At 73.9% G+C, this 15786-nt stretch carries 16 protein-coding genes and 2 pseudogenes; 8 read left to right on the forward strand and 10 right to left on the reverse strand.

Features of this window, described 5'->3' with window-relative positions; genetic code table 11:
- Positions 1-30: 30 nt before the first annotated feature.
- The 3 genes from AB0P06_RS20035 to AB0P06_RS20045 form a co-directional block, all read right to left on the reverse strand.
- Complete coding sequence (locus tag AB0P06_RS20035) at positions 31-1596, reverse strand: ABC transporter substrate-binding protein (protein WP_363609055.1); 1566 nt, start codon at positions 1594-1596, stop codon at positions 31-33.
- Between the two features lie 83 nt (positions 1597-1679).
- Complete coding sequence (locus AB0P06_RS20040) at positions 1680-2492, reverse strand: polysaccharide lyase (RefSeq protein ID WP_363609056.1); 813 nt, start codon at positions 2490-2492, stop codon at positions 1680-1682.
- 62 nt (positions 2493-2554) lie between these two features.
- Positions 2555-4126 (reverse strand): DUF3604 domain-containing protein, encoded by a 1572-nt coding sequence (locus tag AB0P06_RS20045; protein WP_363609058.1) that lies wholly within the window; start codon positions 4124-4126, stop codon positions 2555-2557.
- A gap of 298 nt (positions 4127-4424) precedes the next feature.
- On the opposite strand from AB0P06_RS20045, the gene AB0P06_RS20050 reads away from it, so the two are divergent.
- On the forward strand, positions 4425-5417 hold the full coding sequence (locus AB0P06_RS20050) for a hypothetical protein (protein ID WP_363609060.1): 993 nt from the start codon (positions 4425-4427) through the stop codon (positions 5415-5417).
- A gap of 59 nt (positions 5418-5476) precedes the next feature.
- Here AB0P06_RS20050 and AB0P06_RS20055 read toward each other — a convergent pair.
- Positions 5477-5957: pseudogene (locus tag AB0P06_RS20055) on the reverse strand (MarR family transcriptional regulator).
- 60 nt (positions 5958-6017) lie between these two features.
- Between AB0P06_RS20055 and AB0P06_RS20060 the strand changes: the two are divergent.
- The 3 genes from AB0P06_RS20060 to AB0P06_RS20070 all read left to right on the forward strand — a co-directional run bounded on the left by AB0P06_RS20060 (position 6018) and on the right by AB0P06_RS20070 (position 7196).
- The gene (locus AB0P06_RS20060) at positions 6018-6263 is read left to right on the forward strand and encodes an alpha/beta hydrolase (protein ID WP_363609062.1); all 246 of its coding nucleotides are present in this window, start codon (positions 6018-6020) and stop codon (positions 6261-6263) included.
- Positions 6264-6311: 48 nt separating this feature from the next.
- Positions 6312-6590, forward strand: a complete 279-nt coding sequence (locus tag AB0P06_RS20065) for a hypothetical protein (RefSeq protein ID WP_363609064.1) — start codon at positions 6312-6314, stop codon at positions 6588-6590.
- A gap of 81 nt (positions 6591-6671) precedes the next feature.
- A complete protein-coding gene (locus tag AB0P06_RS20070; RefSeq protein ID WP_363609066.1) occupies positions 6672-7196 on the forward strand; it encodes a hypothetical protein in 525 nt (174 codons plus the stop codon).
- A gap of 82 nt (positions 7197-7278) precedes the next feature.
- Here the strand turns inward: AB0P06_RS20070 and AB0P06_RS20075 are convergent, their stop codons facing one another.
- Entirely contained in the window at positions 7279-8115 is an 837-nt protein-coding gene (locus AB0P06_RS20075) for a DUF1963 domain-containing protein (RefSeq protein ID WP_363609068.1), read from the reverse strand.
- A 100-nt stretch (positions 8116-8215) separates the two neighbouring features.
- The gene (locus AB0P06_RS20080) at positions 8216-8950 is read right to left on the reverse strand and encodes a helix-turn-helix domain-containing protein (RefSeq protein WP_363609070.1); all 735 of its coding nucleotides are present in this window, start codon (positions 8948-8950) and stop codon (positions 8216-8218) included.
- A 99-nt stretch (positions 8951-9049) separates the two neighbouring features.
- Between AB0P06_RS20080 and AB0P06_RS20085 the strand changes: the two genes are divergently transcribed.
- Positions 9050-10588: an MFS transporter gene (locus tag AB0P06_RS20085; protein ID WP_363609072.1), complete on the forward strand. Its 1539-nt coding sequence runs from the start codon at positions 9050-9052 to the stop codon at positions 10586-10588.
- A gap of 152 nt (positions 10589-10740) precedes the next feature.
- On the opposite strand, the gene AB0P06_RS20090 is transcribed toward AB0P06_RS20085, so the two are convergent.
- Positions 10741-11004 carry a dsRBD fold-containing protein gene (locus AB0P06_RS20090; protein WP_363609074.1) on the reverse strand — a complete coding sequence of 88 codons (264 nt, stop codon included), beginning with the start codon at positions 11002-11004 and terminating at the stop codon, positions 10741-10743.
- A gap of 239 nt (positions 11005-11243) precedes the next feature.
- On the opposite strand from AB0P06_RS20090, the gene AB0P06_RS20095 reads away from it, so the two are divergent.
- The 3 genes and pseudogenes from AB0P06_RS20095 to AB0P06_RS20105 all read left to right on the forward strand — a co-directional run bounded on the left by AB0P06_RS20095 (position 11244) and on the right by AB0P06_RS20105 (position 12705).
- Positions 11244-12272, forward strand: a complete 1029-nt coding sequence (locus tag AB0P06_RS20095; protein ID WP_363609076.1) for a DMT family transporter — start codon at positions 11244-11246, stop codon at positions 12270-12272.
- 149 nt (positions 12273-12421) lie between these two features.
- A pseudogene (locus tag AB0P06_RS20100) lies at positions 12422-12489 on the forward strand (hypothetical protein); the annotation flags it as partial.
- Positions 12490-12555: 66 nt separating this feature from the next.
- The gene (locus tag AB0P06_RS20105; RefSeq protein ID WP_363609078.1) at positions 12556-12705 is read left to right on the forward strand and encodes a DUF6629 family protein; all 150 of its coding nucleotides are present in this window, start codon (positions 12556-12558) and stop codon (positions 12703-12705) included.
- A gap of 60 nt (positions 12706-12765) precedes the next feature.
- Here AB0P06_RS20105 and AB0P06_RS20110 read toward each other — a convergent pair whose 3' ends face one another.
- The 3 genes from AB0P06_RS20110 to AB0P06_RS20120 all read right to left on the reverse strand — a co-directional run bounded on the left by AB0P06_RS20110 (position 12766) and on the right by AB0P06_RS20120 (position 15750).
- Positions 12766-14136: an MFS transporter gene (locus AB0P06_RS20110; protein WP_363609080.1), complete on the reverse strand. Its 1371-nt coding sequence runs from the start codon at positions 14134-14136 to the stop codon at positions 12766-12768.
- Entirely contained in the window at positions 14133-14777 is a 645-nt protein-coding gene (locus tag AB0P06_RS20115) for a helix-turn-helix domain-containing protein (protein WP_363609082.1), read from the reverse strand. The genes AB0P06_RS20110 and AB0P06_RS20115 overlap by 4 nt, the downstream gene beginning before the upstream one ends.
- Before the next feature lie 232 nt (positions 14778-15009).
- Entirely contained in the window at positions 15010-15750 is a 741-nt protein-coding gene (locus AB0P06_RS20120) for a hypothetical protein (protein ID WP_363609084.1), read from the reverse strand.
- Positions 15751-15786: the final 36 nt, after the last annotated feature.

Raw genomic sequence — 15786 nt, forward strand, 5'->3', positions numbered from 1 at the left:
GGGGTGCGGGTGGAGGGAGCTCGGGCTCGGTCAGCCGTCCCGGCGGGTGTCCGTCAGCCGCAGGTAGCCCAGGGCGCTGGTCGCCACGTCGTGCACCGAGGAGGCCAGGGCGTAGGTCTCCCAGGCGTGCGCGAGCGTGATGTGGAACGACTGGGCGAGCAGGTACTCGGAGAGCTCGTGATTGACGTCCGCCCGGGCCTTCTCGTCGACGGCCGCGAAGGCGCGGCTCTGCAACTCGGCGAAGGCGGGATCGGTGACGTGCGAGGTGTTCTTGCCGACCTGGAGCGGGCCGGAGACGGTGATACCGCTCAGCGGCGAGACGCTCACCATGCCGTGGTTGGCCACGAACAGGCCCTCCAGCGTGCCCTGCTGGATCTTCGGCTGGATCGCCGCGTTGTCCAGCAGCTGGACGTCGACCCCGAAGCCGGCCTGCTCCAGGTCGAACTTCACCAGCTCGACCAGCGAGGCGAAGACCGGCGAGTTGGCGGCGGTGAGCGGTACCCGGGCACCCTCGGCACCGGCCTCCTTCAGCAGGCCCCTCGCCTTCTCCGGGTCGTGCCCGTACCGCTTGACCTGGTCCGGGGTGACGCCGGGCGTGTTGGACGGCCAGGGCAGGCTGCTGGCCTCGGCGCTGCCGCCGTAGACCTGGCTGACGATCCGCTCGCGGTCCACCGCGTACTGGAGCGCCTGGCGGACCCGGATGTCGTCGAAGGGCTTGGTGGCGATGTTCACGCCGAGGAAGGCCTGCTGGTAGGAGGCCTTGGCGGACTGCACGGTGAAGCCGGGGTTGCCCGCCAGCACCTTGAGGTCGCGGCCGGGCACCGCGCCGATCAGCTGGGCCTGGCCGGACTGCAGTGCGGACAGGGCGGCCTGACTGCTCGTCACCGATCGGATGGTGATCCGTTCGAACCGGGGTCGGCCGCTCTGCCAGTAGCGGTCGTAGCGGGCCAGGTCGAGCTGGTTGCCACCCTTGAAGGACTGCCAGGTGAACGGGCCGGTGCCGTTCACCTTGTCGGCGGCCTTGCCGTCCACGTAACTCCGCGCGTCCACCACCGGGTTGAAGGCGAGCGCGTCGAAGAGGTTGCTGGTGGGCCTGGCCAGGGTGAGGGTGACCTCGTTCCCGGCGCTGGCCCGGATGTCCGCCAGTCGCTCCAGCAGCGGCTTGACCTGGGAGGTCTTGGCGGCGCCGACCAGGGAGAACACCACGTCGTCGGCGCTCAGCGCACGCCCGTCGTGGAAGGTGACGTCCTCGCGCAGCTTCAGCACCAGCTTGAGCCGGTCGGCGCTCCACTCCCAGGAGGTGGCGAGCCACGGCACCGGCTGGAGGGTCTGCGGGTCGAGGTCGACCAGCCGGTCCAGCACCAGATTGACGAAGGCGGGCGTGTCGGGCCCGCGGTGGAGGAGCTGGGTCGGGTCGGGGGCACTGCCGTAGACGATCTGCAGGTCGGGCGCGGAGGCCGTGGCGGACGCGCCCTTGGCGCCGTCGGCGGTGGGATCGGTGGCGGAGCGGCAGCCCGCCGCCAGCAGGACCGCTCCGGCGCTCAGGCCGAGAAATCCTCTTCGGGGCAGGGCGTGCCGGTGGGCCGCATCGCTCATGGTGCTACTACCTCTTGGTGGTTGGGGTTCGGCGGGGCAGGCCGGGCGGGCTCCGGGGAGAGCGGATCCCGCCCGGCGCCGGTTCAGTACTTGGTGACGACCACGCTGTCGCTGTAGAGCACCACGTCCGGTCCGCCCGTCGGGTACGGGATGTTCTTGGCCGGGTTCCAGTTGGCGCGGTAGATACCGGTCTTGAAGTACGGTGCCTGGTTCTGGTGGTAGTTGTTGAGACCGTTGTAGGCGCCGACCTGCACCCCGTCGCGCAGGACGGTGATCGCGCCCGGGGTGGTGTCGGTGGACCAGGCGATGTCGAAGGCCCACTGGTTCCAGTGCCCGAACTGCACCGTGCCGAGCGGGATCACGGCTTCCTGGACGGTGGTCGGATCGGTCAGCCAGTGCACCTTGAGCCGCCAGCTGCCGTCCTTGACGGTGAGCGCGATCGGCGGCTTGGTGTCGCTGCCGTCGGCGAGCGGGTAGCCGTGCCACTGGGCGACGATGGTCTCGGTGGAGGTCTGCGCCCAGTCGGCGGGCAGGTAGTCGGCCAGGGCGAAACGGTAGCTGCCCCAGCCGAGGGCGTTGACGGCGACCTCGGCGCGGTAGGACTGCCCGTCGTTGGGCACGCTGAACCGGGCGGCCTGCCCGGTGCCCCCGGCGGGCGCGCCGGTGACGGTGATGGAGCCGTTGCCGTCGATGCGCTGGCGGGTCCAGTTGGCGACGGTGCCGGACTCGAAGTCGTCGGCGAAGACGACCGAGGCGGCCGTAACGGCACCAGCCGCCGAGGGGACACCGGCCGCCGTGGCGGCGTGGGCGGTCCAGGCGGGTGCGGCGGTGACGCCGAGGGCCAGGGCGGCGGTGAGGACGGCACCGGCGAGGCGGCGCTGGGGCTGGCGGGACATGGGTCGGGTTCTCCTCGGGGCGTACGGACGGGTGACCGGGGTACGGCCGGCCGACGGCTGCGTCAGCCGGCCCGGCGACAGGACCGCGTCGCCGGCCCGACCCAGGTCGGGCTCGACCAGGCCCACTGGTCGTTCGTCTGCCGGACCCGTACGTGGTAGAAGTCGGCGTCCCCGGCCGGGCGTTCGTCCACCAGGTCCAGTTCGGCGGTGAGCTCCCGGGCGGGCACGGCCCGGTCGAAGCGGTAGGCGCCGGAGACGAACCCGCCGGTGAATCCGCTGCGCGGCCCCTCCAGCAGCTCGGCGACGGACCAGGAGGTGTCGACACCGTTGACGACGGCGGCCAGCCGGGTGCGGGCGTCCCCGGCGACCCGCAGCGAGAAGCCCTGGGTGCTGTCGGTGGCGGTGTTGGGGTTGCCGTCGGTCACGGTGCGCAGCCGTATCTCGGCGGGCCCGGTGCGCTGCCAGTCGGACGGCCGGTGGTCCGCCGGTTCGGCCTCCGCCGGGGCGACCGTCTCGGATCCGCGCAACCTGGGCTGGACGTCCAGCAGTCGACCGCCCTCGACGCGCAGGGTGACGTCCCAGCGGACCGGCTCGCCGCGCCTGCCCCAGCCGACGGCGAAGCCGAGCGTGCCGTCGAATCCGGTGGACGAGCCCTCGCCGCCCAGGAGTTCGTGGCGGCTGACGCGGTGGATCGGGACACCGTTGCGCAGCACCTCGACATGGTCGAGGGCGTCCCGGCCGTGCACGGTGGCCCGGATCCGGCGGCGGGCCGCGGGGGCGGTCTCGGCGCCCATCGGGGTGTCGTTGACGGAGGTGGCGAGCAGGATGCGGTCGCCCGTGATGGCGTAGGTGCGGCGCTGCTGGATCGCGTCCCAGATCCCGGTGCGGGTCAACTCCGGCGCCCAGACGGCCAGTCGTCCGTGGCCGTGGCTGCCGGGGAAGGCGCTGTGGTGGTCGGTGGAACCGATCAGGCCGAACCGGTGGCCCAGCCGCAGACCGTGCACGGCGGTGCCGGTGGTGTCGCGTGGGCCCATGGTGTGCAGATAGGCGCGCGGCGCCTCGTCGGACTCGGCGCAGCCGTGCATCGACATCATCTCCACCACCGGGGCGAACTCCTCGGTGTAGGTGGACCAGTTGATGCCGCGCCGTCCGGTGCCGTAGCCGATGTGGTGCGGGATCGCCCAGGTCCGGACGCCCTCGGCGGCGAGCCGGCGCAGCCGGGCGCGCAGTTCCTCCAGACTGCCGGCCCGGATGATCTCGCCGCGCGGGCCGTCGAAGTACACGCAGTGGTCGCCGTAGGCGAGGCTGTGCCACTCGAAGGACTGGAAGGTGACGAAGCGCCCGTCCTGGTGGGCGGCGGCGGTGACCTCCTGAACGTGCTCCCAGCGCCGGGCGAGCCGGGCGAAGCCCTCCGTGTGGTAGTCCACCAGGGAGGCCAGTTCGGGGGTGCGTTCGGGCAGGTCGTGCCACCAGCCGTGGCCGGTGACGCTGGCGAAGTCGAGCTGGAGCCGGGCGTTGGCGTAGGCGTCCTCGATGGACCCGTGGCCGTAGCTGATGCCGCAGTGGTTGTGGATGTCGCCGACGTACAGGCCGAGACCGCCGTAGCCGGGCGCGTCGGTGGTGGGGGCTGTCATCGGGTCGGTCGTCCTCTGCGGTCTTTTCGGGGTGCCGGTGCGAGGGTCGCTGGCCCGACATTTGATTGACTATGAGAAGAAGTCTTTCCCGATCTTCCGGAGGTGGTCAAGGCCAGAGCGGTCGGTGTTGTCCGATCGCCACAGGGTGAAACACGGGATTCACAGAAGCCCGCAGGCCACACAGGGAGGTGCCCAGGCCACAGCCTGGCGGTGACGATGGGCGCACCATCCCCTACTTTCTATCGATCTGATAGAAACTGCCGGAGCCCATCACCCGCCTCGACAAGGACGGTCCACCGTGTTCCCCACCGCTCTGCCCACCCCTCCCGACCTCGGCGGCTCGATCGTCGTCCGCGCCCCCGAACGGCCCGATCCCGGCTACTGGGCCGGCTGCCCGAGCATCCGCTACGAGGCCGACCGCGACCGTTTTCTGCTCACCTACCGCGAGCGCCGCCCGCGCGGCCTGGACGGCGGCGCCGGCGGCGGACGCGACCGCGGCTGGCGCTGCGCGGTGGCCGAGAGCACCGACGGCGTCGAGTTCCGGGACCTCTGGTCGGTGGAGCGCGCCGAACTGGACTCCCCCTCGATGGAACGCTTCGCCCTGCTGCGGCGCGACGGCTCCTACCTGCTCTACCTCAGCTACGTCGACCCGGCCGACAACCGCTGGCGCATCGACGTCGTCCGGGCCGACTCCCCGGACGCCTTCGACCTCGCCACCCGCACGCCGGTGCTCACCGCGGCCGGCACCGGCACCGAGGGCGTCAAGGACCCGTACCTGCTCGAACACGACGGCGCCGTCCAGCTGTTCGCGACGGTCTCCCGGGCCCGGGCGTTCTCCCCCGAGGAACGCGCCGCCGCCCACGCCGACGCCGACATCCACACCACCGGCCTGACCGTCCAGCCGAGCGCGCTCGCCGTCTCACCGGACGGTCTGCGCTTCACCGCCCCGGCGGGCCGGGGTTCGGAGGTGCTGGACGTGGGCGCGGGCTGGGACGCGTACGAGTCCCGGATCACCGCCGTCCTGCCGGACGGCCGGGGCGGCTGGCTCGCGCTCTACGACGGCTCCGCCGACGCGGGCGGCAACTACGAGGAGCGCTGCGGCCTCGCCGTCTCCACCGACCTGCGCGACTGGCGGCGGCTCGATGAGGACGGTCCCTGGCTGGGCGTCCGCTACGCCGACGTGGTCGCGGCCCGGGGCAGTTGGTACCTGTACTACGAGCAGACCCGCGCGGACGGCGCGCACGAACTGCGGGTCGCGGTGCTGGACGAGTTCGCCGGGCTGCGGCCGTAGCGGACCGCGACCCCGACGAGCCGCAGACGCCGGGGGCGTGGCCCGGGAGCGTGGTGGCGTCACTCCTCCCGGGCCGCGGCCACCACCTCGGTCATGGCCGGCAGAAAACACCGGGCCGTCGCCAGTTCGGCCGCGTCGAAACGGCCCATGGCCCCCACCGGACCGGCGATCAGCGGCCCGAAGAACGCCTGCCCGAGCTCCATCGCGCGTTCCTCGACCACCAGCCGGACCTTCCGCCGGTCCCCCGGATCGCGCTCGCGGCGGATCAGGCCGAGCCGCTCCAGGCGGTCCACCAGCCCGGTGATTCCGGCCGAGTTCAGCCGCAGCGTCCCGCCGCGCCGGCCGGGCGTGACCACCCGCCCGGCGCGGGCGGCGTCCAAGCAGGGTGACCAGCGCCCGCAGATCGGTCGGGTGCAGACCGTGGCGGCCGGCGAACTCGGCGCCGAACAGGTCGAGTTCGACGGTCAGCCCGCGCAGCAGGTGGACCAGCCGCACCGGGTCCCGCGGTTCGTCCTCACGGCTGTCCACCTCACTGCCCATCCGGTCCTCCACCCTGCCGTCCTTTCGCCCGCACGTCACGACGGTCCCGCGCTCGGCGGGGTGCCGGGGCTGCCGGCCTGGCTGGACGCGGTGCTCGACGGACCCGGCGTCACCGAGGCCGATCTCTGCGGCCACTCGTACGGCACGTGGATCGCCCTGGAGTACGCGCTGCACACCCCGGCGCGGGTCGGCCGGCTGGCGCCGCTCGACCCGGCCCAGTGCTTCGCGGGCTTCCGCCCCGGCTACCCGCTGCGGGCGCTGCCGCTCTTCCTCCCGCCCCGCAGCGCCGCGCGGGCCCGCTCGTAGCTGGACTGGGAGAGCCGGGGCGACGGCCTCGACGCCGACTGGCGCGAGGTGTACGCGCTCGGGCACGCCGGCTTCCCGGCCTCGCGGGTGGTCACCGGCCCCCGGCCGACCGCCGACCGCCTGCGACGGCTCACCGCACCGGTGCTGGTCCTGCCGGCGGAGCACCGCCGCGCGCACGACGCCCTGCGGGTGGCCGACCGGGCCAGGGGCGCCCTCCCCGAGGCCGCGGTGACCGTCCTGCCCGGGGTCTCGCACCACACCCTCCCGATGGCCCGGCCCGCCGAACTCAACCTCCGGCTCACGGACTTCCTGGCCGCCCGCCCCTGACCGGCACGACAGCAGCCCCCGGACGGACACGGCGAACACGGTCGCCCAGGACTGTCCTTGCCGGCCGCTAAGGTGCGACGCATGCAATCGCTGATCACCGCCATTGTCGAACACGACGAGGCTGCCCGCTTCCTGGCCTGGCCGGGCGACTTCGACCTCGGCCGGGGGGACCACGGCGAGGAGGTCCACCTCGCGTCAGGCGCGGCGCTGGAAGGCTTCGCGGGCGATGGAGCCGGGGGCACGTACTTCTTCTGCGGCGATGGTGCCGAGGAACGTCCAGTCCTGTATGCGGATTCCGAAGGCGGCGCGGCTCTGGTCGCGATCGGCTTGCCGGAGCTGCTGCGGCTCCTCCTGGTCGCACCCTGGTGGCGCGACTGCCGGGCGTTCACCGCGGAGGAGAGCCGCGAGCTGGCGGCCGAGTACGTGGAGGACATGCCCGACCTGACAGTTCGGCGGGACCGCGCGGCTGCGGCTCTCGGCATCGACCTCCCCACTGAGGCCGAAGTCCTGGCTCGCCTGCGCGAGGTCGCCACCGAGGCGGGCAAGGACTTCACTCTGGTCTTCACGCCGGAGGGTGAGCCATACGATCCGCTCATCAAGGGCTGAGCGGCATGCCCCCGTTACCGGCATTTCAGCGTCACCGGCGGTGCGGACCGCCGGCACGTCACGGCCCGCGCCCCGGAGCGGGTCACCGCTGGACGGTGACCGCCTCGATTCGGCTGAAGTCGGCGGCGGCGAGGTCCTCGTCGCGGATGACGTAGTAGAGCGGGCATTCGGTGAAGTCCGGGCGCCCCGCATCGAGCAGGATCCGTTCCGGGCCGAGGCCGTGCGGCGGCACCACGTACTGGTCCGTCTCCCGGTCGGGGCCGAGCAGCACCAGGTACGCGTGGCGCTCCGGCGCGACGTCGAAGGCGGCGGACCCCAGCGCGGCCAGACGGTCGGCGGCCTCGTCGGGGAGGTCGACGAGCGGCTCGTCGTGGAACCGCTCGACCCGCGCCAGCATGGCCTTGCCGACGGCGTACAGCGGGGCCGGCGGGCCGGTGAACTCCCACGGCGGGGCGCCCCAGCCGGCGGTGGCATCGGCGAACGCCGGATCGGAGGCCACATCGTAGGGCGTGGTGTCGGCGGCCACCCCGTCCGGGAAGAAGAGGACGGTCACCGGGTCGCGGCCACCGAAGCCGTCATGGCCGAGGAAGAAGAAGTAGAGCAGGCCGTGGGACGGCAACAGCCCGTTGACGTCCTCCCGCGAGACCTCCGCCAGATCGATCTGGGCGACGAAGCAGTCCGGCAGCGCATCCGGTCCGGACCCGGTACACGGCCACCTGAAGCCGGGCGGAACGGTCGGCACGCCGCCGCAGCGGGAGAACGGCTCCGGCCCCTCGAAGCCGGCGGGGCGCGGCCCCAGGGCGATTCCGTGCTCGGCCACCTCCACCAGCTCGCGCTCCCACGGCGCGAGCCCGGCCTCGCCGATCAGCCGTCGAAGCGTCCGTTCGTCACCGGCGGTTGCAGGGTTCGGGCGCATCATGCCGTCACTCTACGGACCCCCGATGACACACTGCGGCCGTTCGGGCCTTCCCTTCACCCGCCGGCCCCACCGCGCCGTTCAGCGCGAGGAGGCACGCCCCTCACTCCTCCGCTCCCACCAGACCGTCGATCAACGCCCGCAACGCCACCGCGAGTTCGGCACAGTGCGCGCCCGGCCCGCGGTACGGGTCCGCCGCCTGGGCGCGGGCCAGGTCCGGCAGCCGCCGGGCGTCGACGGAGGCGAAGACGGTGCGGCGCTGGCTGGGTTCGCGGGGTGGGCTCACCGGGTGGTCGGCAAGCAGCTCGCCGAGGACGAGGTGCCAGCAGGACCGGTAGGCCGGCATGGCCCGGGCGGGCGGGAGGCCGGCGGCCATCAGGTCGGCGAGGCAGGCGTTGCTGAAGTCGAGGGCGTTCTCGGCGACGAGTTCGCCCCGGATCAGGATGTGCAGCACCCAGGCGTGTCCGGCCATGTAGTCGTGGGCGTCACACAGACGCCGCAGCAGCCGGGCCTTCGGATCGGCGCCCGGCACGTCCACCGGCAGGCCTGCGGCGATCTCCTCCAGGACGGCCAGCAGGAGCGCGTCGCGGTCGGTGACATGCCGGTACAACGAGGCCGGCGCGGTACCGAGTTCGGTCGCCACGGCACGCATCGTCAGGGCTTCGATCCCGTCGCGCTCGATCACCCGGCGCCCGGCCGCGACCACCCCGGCCGTCGTCAGCCCGGGCCGGGGGCGACGGCGTCCGTACCGGCCCCGGTCGGCCGCCTCGCCCGGACCGCCCGTCCCGCCGGAACCGCCGGACTCGCCGGATGCGGCCGGACCGCTCTGCTCAGACATCCCGTCATCCTGCCACGGCACCCCCTCCCAGCAGCGCGCTTGCACACGTCATTAAGTAAGGCTTACCTTACGCGAACAACGTTCGCATCGGAGGTCGCCATGCCCCAAGCCGCCCCATCCACCGTCAGGACAGCACCCGCCGGGCCCAGCTCCCCCACCCACGGCCACTCCCGCCCCGGCATCGTCCTCGCGACCGTCTGCGTCTGCCAGCTGATGGTCACGCTCGACGCCAGCATCGTGAACATCGCGCTCCCCGCCATGGGCCAGGCGCTCGGCTTCGCCGACAGCGCGCTGCCGTGGGTGGTCAACGCCTACGCACTCGCCTTCGGCGGCCTGCTGCTGCTCGGCGGCCGGATCGCCGACCTCGCCGGGCACCGCCGCGCGCTGCTCTCCGGGCTGGTGCTGTTCGGGATCGCCTCCGTCCTCGGCGGGCTCGCCCAGACCCCCGCCCAGCTGATCGCCGCCCGCGCCGGGCAGGGCGTCGCCGGCGCGGTGCTGGCTCCGATCAGCCTGACGCTGATCATGGTGACCTTCGCCGAGGGACCGGCCCGCGCCCGCGCACTGGGCATCTGGTCGATGGTGACCGCCGGCGGCAGCGCACTGGGCGTCCTGCTCGGCGGTGTGCTGACCGACCTGCTCGACTGGCGCTGGGTGTTCTTCGTCAACGCGCCCATCGTGCTGGTGGCCGCCCTGCTGGCGCTGCGGTCGATACCGGCCGTCCGCCCGCAGCGCACCGGCCGGCTGGACGTCGTCGGCGCGGCGTTCGGCACCACCGCGATGACCGTCCTGGTCTACGGGCTGATGGAGACCGACCGCCACCCCTGGGGCTCGGCCCGGACGCTCGGCACCCTCGGCGCGGCCCTGCTGCTCGGCCTCGCCTTCGTGGCCTGGGAGGCCCGGTTCGCCGCCGCGCCGATCGTGCGGCTCGGCGTGCTCAAGGTCCGTACGGCGTGGGTCGCGAGCGTGATCGTCACCCTGATCGGGGCCTCGATGCTGGTCGGCTTCTACTTCTGTTCGCTGCACCTGCAGAACGTGCTGCACTACGGCCCGCTGGCGGCGGGCGCGGCGTTCCTCCCGTTCTGCGCCGGGACGATGGCGGGCAGTATGGTCGCCGGCCGGCTCACCGCCCGCTTCGGCGGCCGGGCCGCCCTCACCGGCGGCCTGCTGCTGGCCGGCCTCGGGATGCTCTGGTTCGGCGGGCTCGACGAGTCGTCCGGCTATCTGACCGCGTTCGTCGGGCCGTCCCTGGTGGCCAGTGTGGGCATCGGGATCTGTATGGTCACCAACACCTCGATGGGCACCTCGGGGGTCGCCCCGCACGAGGCCGGGCTGGTCAGCGGGCTGCTGAACGCCGGGCGCCAGTGCGGCGGCAGCATCGGCCTCGCGGTGCTCTCCACCCTCGCGGTCACCGCCACCCGGCACGCGTCCGAGTCGGGTGACACACCGGCGGCGGCACTGGCGGCCGGGTACGACCGGGCGTTCGTGGTGACCGCCGCGCTGCTGGGTGCGGCGGCCGTGATCGCGGTGCTGTTCGTGCCGCGCGCGAAGCCGGGCCCGAAGGCCGTCCCGCAGGGGGAAGCCGCCGCGGCCGGCGAGGTGGCACTCGACGAGGCGCGCGACGCGGCCGCACGACGGTGAACCGCGCCGGGCCGCCGCCTCCGCGCCAGGCGGGGCGGCGGCCACGAGCGGTCCCGGTCAGCCCCGGTCGGCCCCGGTCGAATCGGCGGGCGACGTCGCGGCCGGTCGCGGCCGGTAGACGCCGCAGCCGGTAGCTCCGGTGGACATCGCGGTCAGTAGATCAGATAACCGGGCCGGTGCCCCTCGTCCTCGATCTCCCCGGCCGCCTGGGCCCGCAACTTGCGGGAGAGCGCCTCCAGGGCGCGGGACGCCGCGACCTCCTCGCCGATCCGGGCGAGCGGACGGTCCTCCGCGCTCTTCACGGACTCCCCGTGGGCGCTGAGGCCCGGCGCTCTCGCCCCGGTCAGCCTCGCGTCGCACCCCGTGTGCACACCGTCTTCCTCGAAGCTCAGCTCCACATCCCATTGGTTGTGCATGCCACACCTCCTGGCGCCGGCCCCCGTCGCGCCTGCTCGGACCGGCACGGATGCCGGAGCACACGGCCGCTCACAAAGCCGCTCACACCAGCGTGCGCCCGCCACGCCCACGGCGGCAAGCGCGGCCGGACCGGCCGACGCCCAGCCCCGGCGGTACGCTGGCCAGAGCGCGCCGCGACCGCCGTCGAACCCAGAGACCGCCGGGGCGGCGCCATCAGCGACGTTCGGGTGGTCCCTCCGTGGCGGTCTTCCTTCTCGCATTGAGCGCCGCCTGCTGCCTGGGCCTCGGCTTCGTCCTCCAGCAGCACGCGGCGCAGCGGGCCCCTCGTGCCGATCTGCTGCACTGGCGCCTGCTGCTCGACCTGATGCGGATGCCCGAGTGGCTGCTTGGCACCGGCTTCATGGTCAGCGGTCTGGTGCTCTCCGCGCTCGCGCTCAACCAGGGCGAGGTCTCCCTGGTCGAACCCCTGCTCGCGACCAACCTGCTGTTCGCCATGGCGCTCTCCCGGGTGCTGACCCGTCAGAGCCTCGGCCGCTCGGGCTGGGCCGGGGTGCTGTTGCTCGGCCTCGGGGTGACGGCCTTCATCCTGGCCGGCCGCCCCACCGGCGGCGGTCCGCCGGCCGGGGAGCTGCGGCACTGGCTGGTGGTCGGGACGGTGGTCGGGCTGACCCTGCTGCTGGTCTCGCTCGCCCGTCGGCTGCCGCTGTTCGAGGAGGCCACCCTGCTCGCCCTGGCCGCCGGTCTGCTCTACGGGCTCCAGGACGCGCTCACCCGGACGACGACGCAGCGCCTCGACCACGACGGGCTGGACGCCGTCCTGCGCAGCTGGCAGCCGTATGCCGTGGTGGCGGCGGGCGTGGTCGGACTGCTGCTGGTGCAGAGCGCCTTCGAGGCCGCACCGCTGCGGATGTCACTGCCCGCGCTGACGGCGGCCCAGCCGCTCGCCGGGATCGCCTGCGCGGTCGGTTTTCTCGGCGACCGCCTGCGGATCACCCCCGGCGCGCTGGCCTGGGAGTCGGCCGGGCTGCTGGCCATCGTGGTCGGGGTGATCGTCATCGGACGCCACCCGGCGATGCCCGGAAGCGTCGGCGACCCGCCCAAGGACGTCGGCGGGCCGCCCGACCTCGAGCGGGCCGGTGCCGAACGGGCCGGTGCCGAGTCGCCGACGGCCGGCAGCGGCACCGGAACCGAGAACGCCGGAACCGAGAACGCCAGGGCCGGGAAGACCCGGGCCGGGAGCGCCGACGACACCAGACCTGCCCGGTAGCCGGCGGGCCGGCGGATGTGCTGGAGCGCGCAGGCGGATCTGGTCGCCGGCGGAGCGGTCTCGGGCATCGGTGTGCTCTGCCTGGCGAGGCGCTCCGCGCCGGACGGCCGGAACGGCTGCCGCTGGCGGCGCTCCCGCTCGTGCTGGGCGTGCATCAGCTGGTCGAGGCCGCGGTCTGGCTCGGCGCGGACGGTGAACTTCCTGCCGGACCGGCCGGGTGGGCCCGGACCGCACGGGCGGCGATCGCGCTGCCCATGCTGCCGGTGCTGGTCCCGGCCGGAGTGTGCTGCGCCGCCTCGGCGTGCTCACCGGCGCGGGGGCCGTCCTCTGCTCGGTACTGTGGCGGCTGGCCTTCGTGTCGACCTGGTGCGCGCTGGCGGCACTGGTCGGTGTCGTCCTGCTCCACTGGGCCGGCCGCCCGGCCCGCTTCTGACCCACCCGTCGGCAGGTCGGCCCCGCCCCTCCCCAGGGCCCGGATCACCTCCTGACACCCCTACGCCGACACCGCCGACCGCTCGGGCGACGCCGAATCGGGGACGTCCGCCGCCTGCCCCTGGCCGCGGAGACGGTCCATCTCCCGCCACTCCGGGCGGAGGCCGGCCAGCATGGTGGTGGCGAAGTACAGGCCTCCGCTCACGAACAGCACGGGTATCAGCCCGGCGAAGGCCACCGCCGAACCGGCGAGCAGGCCGCCGAGCGGGATCCCGGCCCAGGCCAGGGAGTCACCGAGGGCGCGGACGCGGCCGAGCAGGCGCCGCGGCACGCGCTCGAACAGGACCGCACCGAGGATCGGGTTGAGGAATCCCGAGCCGAAGCCACCCACCGCGAACACCGCGAGCACGGCCCACATCGGCGCGTCCAGCGCGAGAACCAGGAACCTCGGCGCCCCGCAGAGCAGGAAGCCCGCGAAGAACACCGCCCGGCGTGGGAGCCGGTGGGCGACGGCCGCCGCTATCAGGCTTCCGGTGACGGCCGCGATCCCCCAGGCGCTGCCGGTCAGGCCGATGGCGGCCGGGCCGCCGCCGGACTCCCGGGCCCAGACCGGCACCAGTACCGTCATGAAGCCGGCGTCCAGCAGGTTGGTCACCGCCAGCATCACGATGACGGTGAGCAGCAACGGCTCGCCGCGGAGAAAGGTGAAGCCCTCCCGGAACATCCGCCAGTAGCCGGCCTGCTCGCCCGGCTCGCCCAGCGCTTCCCGCTCGTCCTGCGCCTTGGTGCCCTCCGCCGCCGGCTGCGCGGCGGCCACCGCCCGCCCCATGCCCCGGGGCAGGGCGAGCGCGATGACCAGCGAACCCAGCGCGAAGGCGGCCGCGTTGACCGCCAGACCGGCCATCGGCCCCAGCAGCGCGACCAGACCGCCGCCCACCGCCGGGCCGACCGTGGAGGCCAGCCGTTCGGTGACTCCCGAGAGCCCGGTGGCCCGCTCCAGCGGCACCCGGGCCCGGTCGGCCGCCTCGGGGACCATCACCTCCTTGGCCAAGTCCCCCGGCCCGCGCGCCGCGCCGACCACCGCGACCATGATCAGCAGCAGCCAGAACGGCAGCACGCCCAGACCGTGCAGCAGCGGGACGAGGCCTGCGGCGACGGCGCTCACCGCGTCCGTCGTCCAGGAGACGACGCGCGGGCCCAGCCGGTCGATCAGCGGCCCGGTGAACGCCTTGACCAGCACATACGGCGTCATCTCGACGAAGGCGACCAGGCCCGTCATGGTGGCGCTGCCGGTGGTGGCCAGGACGAACCAGGGCAGGGCGATGGCCGAGACCCGGGTGCCGGTCAGCGAGACGGCCGTCGCCGCGAGCACCCCGGCCAGCGGCCGGACGCTGCGCGGCGGTGCGGCAGCCGGCGAGTCCACGGCCGTCATGACCGCTCCCCCGATCCGGCCGAAGCGCCCTCGTCCCCGCCCTCGCCCTCGGGATCGGGCAGCAGCTGGACGACCACCGCCACCCGCTCGGTGCCGTCCGGAGCGGCCCCCTCGGTGTCCGCCCTGCGGTAGCGCCCGACGACGGCCGCCAGCTCCTCCGCCAGCCCGTGGGCCTCCTCGGGGGTGAGCCGCAGCCCCCAGTCGCTGAGATCGAGCGCGTGCCGCCAGTCGCGAGGCATGGTCTCGTACGCGTTCAGGGCCCGCTGCGCGGTCAGCGTGTGTACGGCAGCGATCGACCGCAGGTAACCGAGGGCGGCCTCCGGCTCCTCGTCGGCCAGCTCCATGTCCGTCCACCAGGTGAGTTGGTGGACGGACCTCCACCACCGCTCGCGGGCGTTGCCGCGCTCGGTGTCCTCCGCGACGAAGCCCGCGGCGGCGAGCTGGCGCAGGTGATAGCTGGTCGCGCCCGAGGTCAGCCCCATCCGCTCGGCGAGCCTGGTCGCGGTGGACGGGCCGTGCCTGCGCAGCAGCCCGATCAGCTGGACCCGCACGGGATGGGCCAGGGCCCGCAGGCCCTTGGCATCGAGGACGACATCGGTCTGCGGGTCCGAACTGTGCGGCCACCGGCGTTCTTCGGTCATGGCAGCAGCGTAGAACCGCAAACACTTCTTCGCAAAGGGTTATTTGCGAAGAAGTATTGGCGGTTCCGTCGCGCACTGCGGACGACAGGCCGACGCCAGGCCCGGGCTCCGGGTGAACGGCAGGAGGAAAGCACGAAGCCCGGGGACGGAACCGTCCCCGGGCGACTGGACCGCGGCCTCGCGCCGCCGGCCCGAGCAGGGCCACCCGAACAGGGCGGCCCGCCCACACGGGTCAGTCGCGGGCCACCGGGAGGGTCAGCACCAGGGTGAGACCGCCGCCGGGCGTCTGTTCGGCCTCCAGACGGGCGCCGGCCGCGCTCACCAGGCCCTGCACCGCCAGGCCGACCGGGCCGCCGGGGCGCCCGCCCTCGATCAACCACGGGCGCGCCCCGGGGAGTTCGCAGGCACCGCGGTCCACCACCCGGATCTCCACCCGCGCCTTCTCCTGCCCCGAGTACCCCGACTGCCCCGCATACCCCGAGCGCGTCGAGGACCCCACCTGCCCCGACCGCCCCGGCCCACCCGGTCCGGTCACCGCGTCCGCCCTGACCAGCACCCTGCCACCGAGCGGGCTGCGCCGGATCGCGTGATCGACCAGCCCGGCCAGCGCCGACTCCAGTCGACGGGCGTCCGCGACCACGACCGGCAGACCGACCGGCACCCGGTTGGCGACCTGGGCCGCCCGACCGCCGCCGCGCAGCACCCGCTGCACCAGCTCGGCCACCTGGACGTGGTGCGCCTGCGCGGGGCAGCCCTCCGGGCGGTCCGTCCAGTGCACCCGGTCCAGTTCGGGCCGGGACAGCACCCGCGGCCCGGCCATCGAGCCCGGGTGGGACCGGCCCGGGCCTTCGTCGGGTTCGCCGACGCCGTCCCCGCCCACGCCGAACCCGCCACCGAAGCCCCCGAACGCGCCGAACCCGCCGAGCGCCCGGGCACCCGACGCGACATAGGCCCAGAGCTTCCCGCGTGCCATCGCTGTACCCCTCGCGCCTCACCGGCGGCCACCGTC

It is taken from the genome of Kitasatospora sp. NPDC088351, from assembly GCF_040685575.1.
Classification (GTDB): domain Bacteria; phylum Actinomycetota; class Actinomycetes; order Streptomycetales; family Streptomycetaceae; genus Kitasatospora.

Coding starts and splice junctions, on each gene's coding strand:
- AB0P06_RS20070 (WP_363609066.1), top strand. CDS start 6,672: ATGCAATCGCTGATCACCGCCATTGTCGAACACGACGAGGCTGCCCGC.
- AB0P06_RS20075 (WP_363609068.1), bottom strand. CDS start 8,115: ATGATGCGCCCGAACCCTGCAACCGCCGGTGACGAACGGACGCTTCGA.
- AB0P06_RS20045 (WP_363609058.1), bottom strand. CDS start 4,126: ATGACAGCCCCCACCACCGACGCGCCCGGCTACGGCGGTCTCGGCCTG.
- AB0P06_RS20110 (WP_363609080.1), bottom strand. CDS start 14,136: ATGACGGCCGTGGACTCGCCGGCTGCCGCACCGCCGCGCAGCGTCCGG.
- AB0P06_RS20120 (WP_363609084.1), bottom strand. CDS start 15,750: ATGGCACGCGGGAAGCTCTGGGCCTATGTCGCGTCGGGTGCCCGGGCG.
- AB0P06_RS20035 (WP_363609055.1), bottom strand. CDS start 1,596: ATGAGCGATGCGGCCCACCGGCACGCCCTGCCCCGAAGAGGATTTCTC.
- AB0P06_RS20090 (WP_363609074.1), bottom strand. CDS start 11,004: ATGCACAACCAATGGGATGTGGAGCTGAGCTTCGAGGAAGACGGTGTG.
- AB0P06_RS20040 (WP_363609056.1), bottom strand. CDS start 2,492: ATGTCCCGCCAGCCCCAGCGCCGCCTCGCCGGTGCCGTCCTCACCGCC.
- AB0P06_RS20115 (WP_363609082.1), bottom strand. CDS start 14,777: ATGACCGAAGAACGCCGGTGGCCGCACAGTTCGGACCCGCAGACCGAT.
- AB0P06_RS20085 (WP_363609072.1), top strand. CDS start 9,050: ATGCCCCAAGCCGCCCCATCCACCGTCAGGACAGCACCCGCCGGGCCC.
- AB0P06_RS20080 (WP_363609070.1), bottom strand. CDS start 8,950: ATGTCTGAGCAGAGCGGTCCGGCCGCATCCGGCGAGTCCGGCGGTTCC.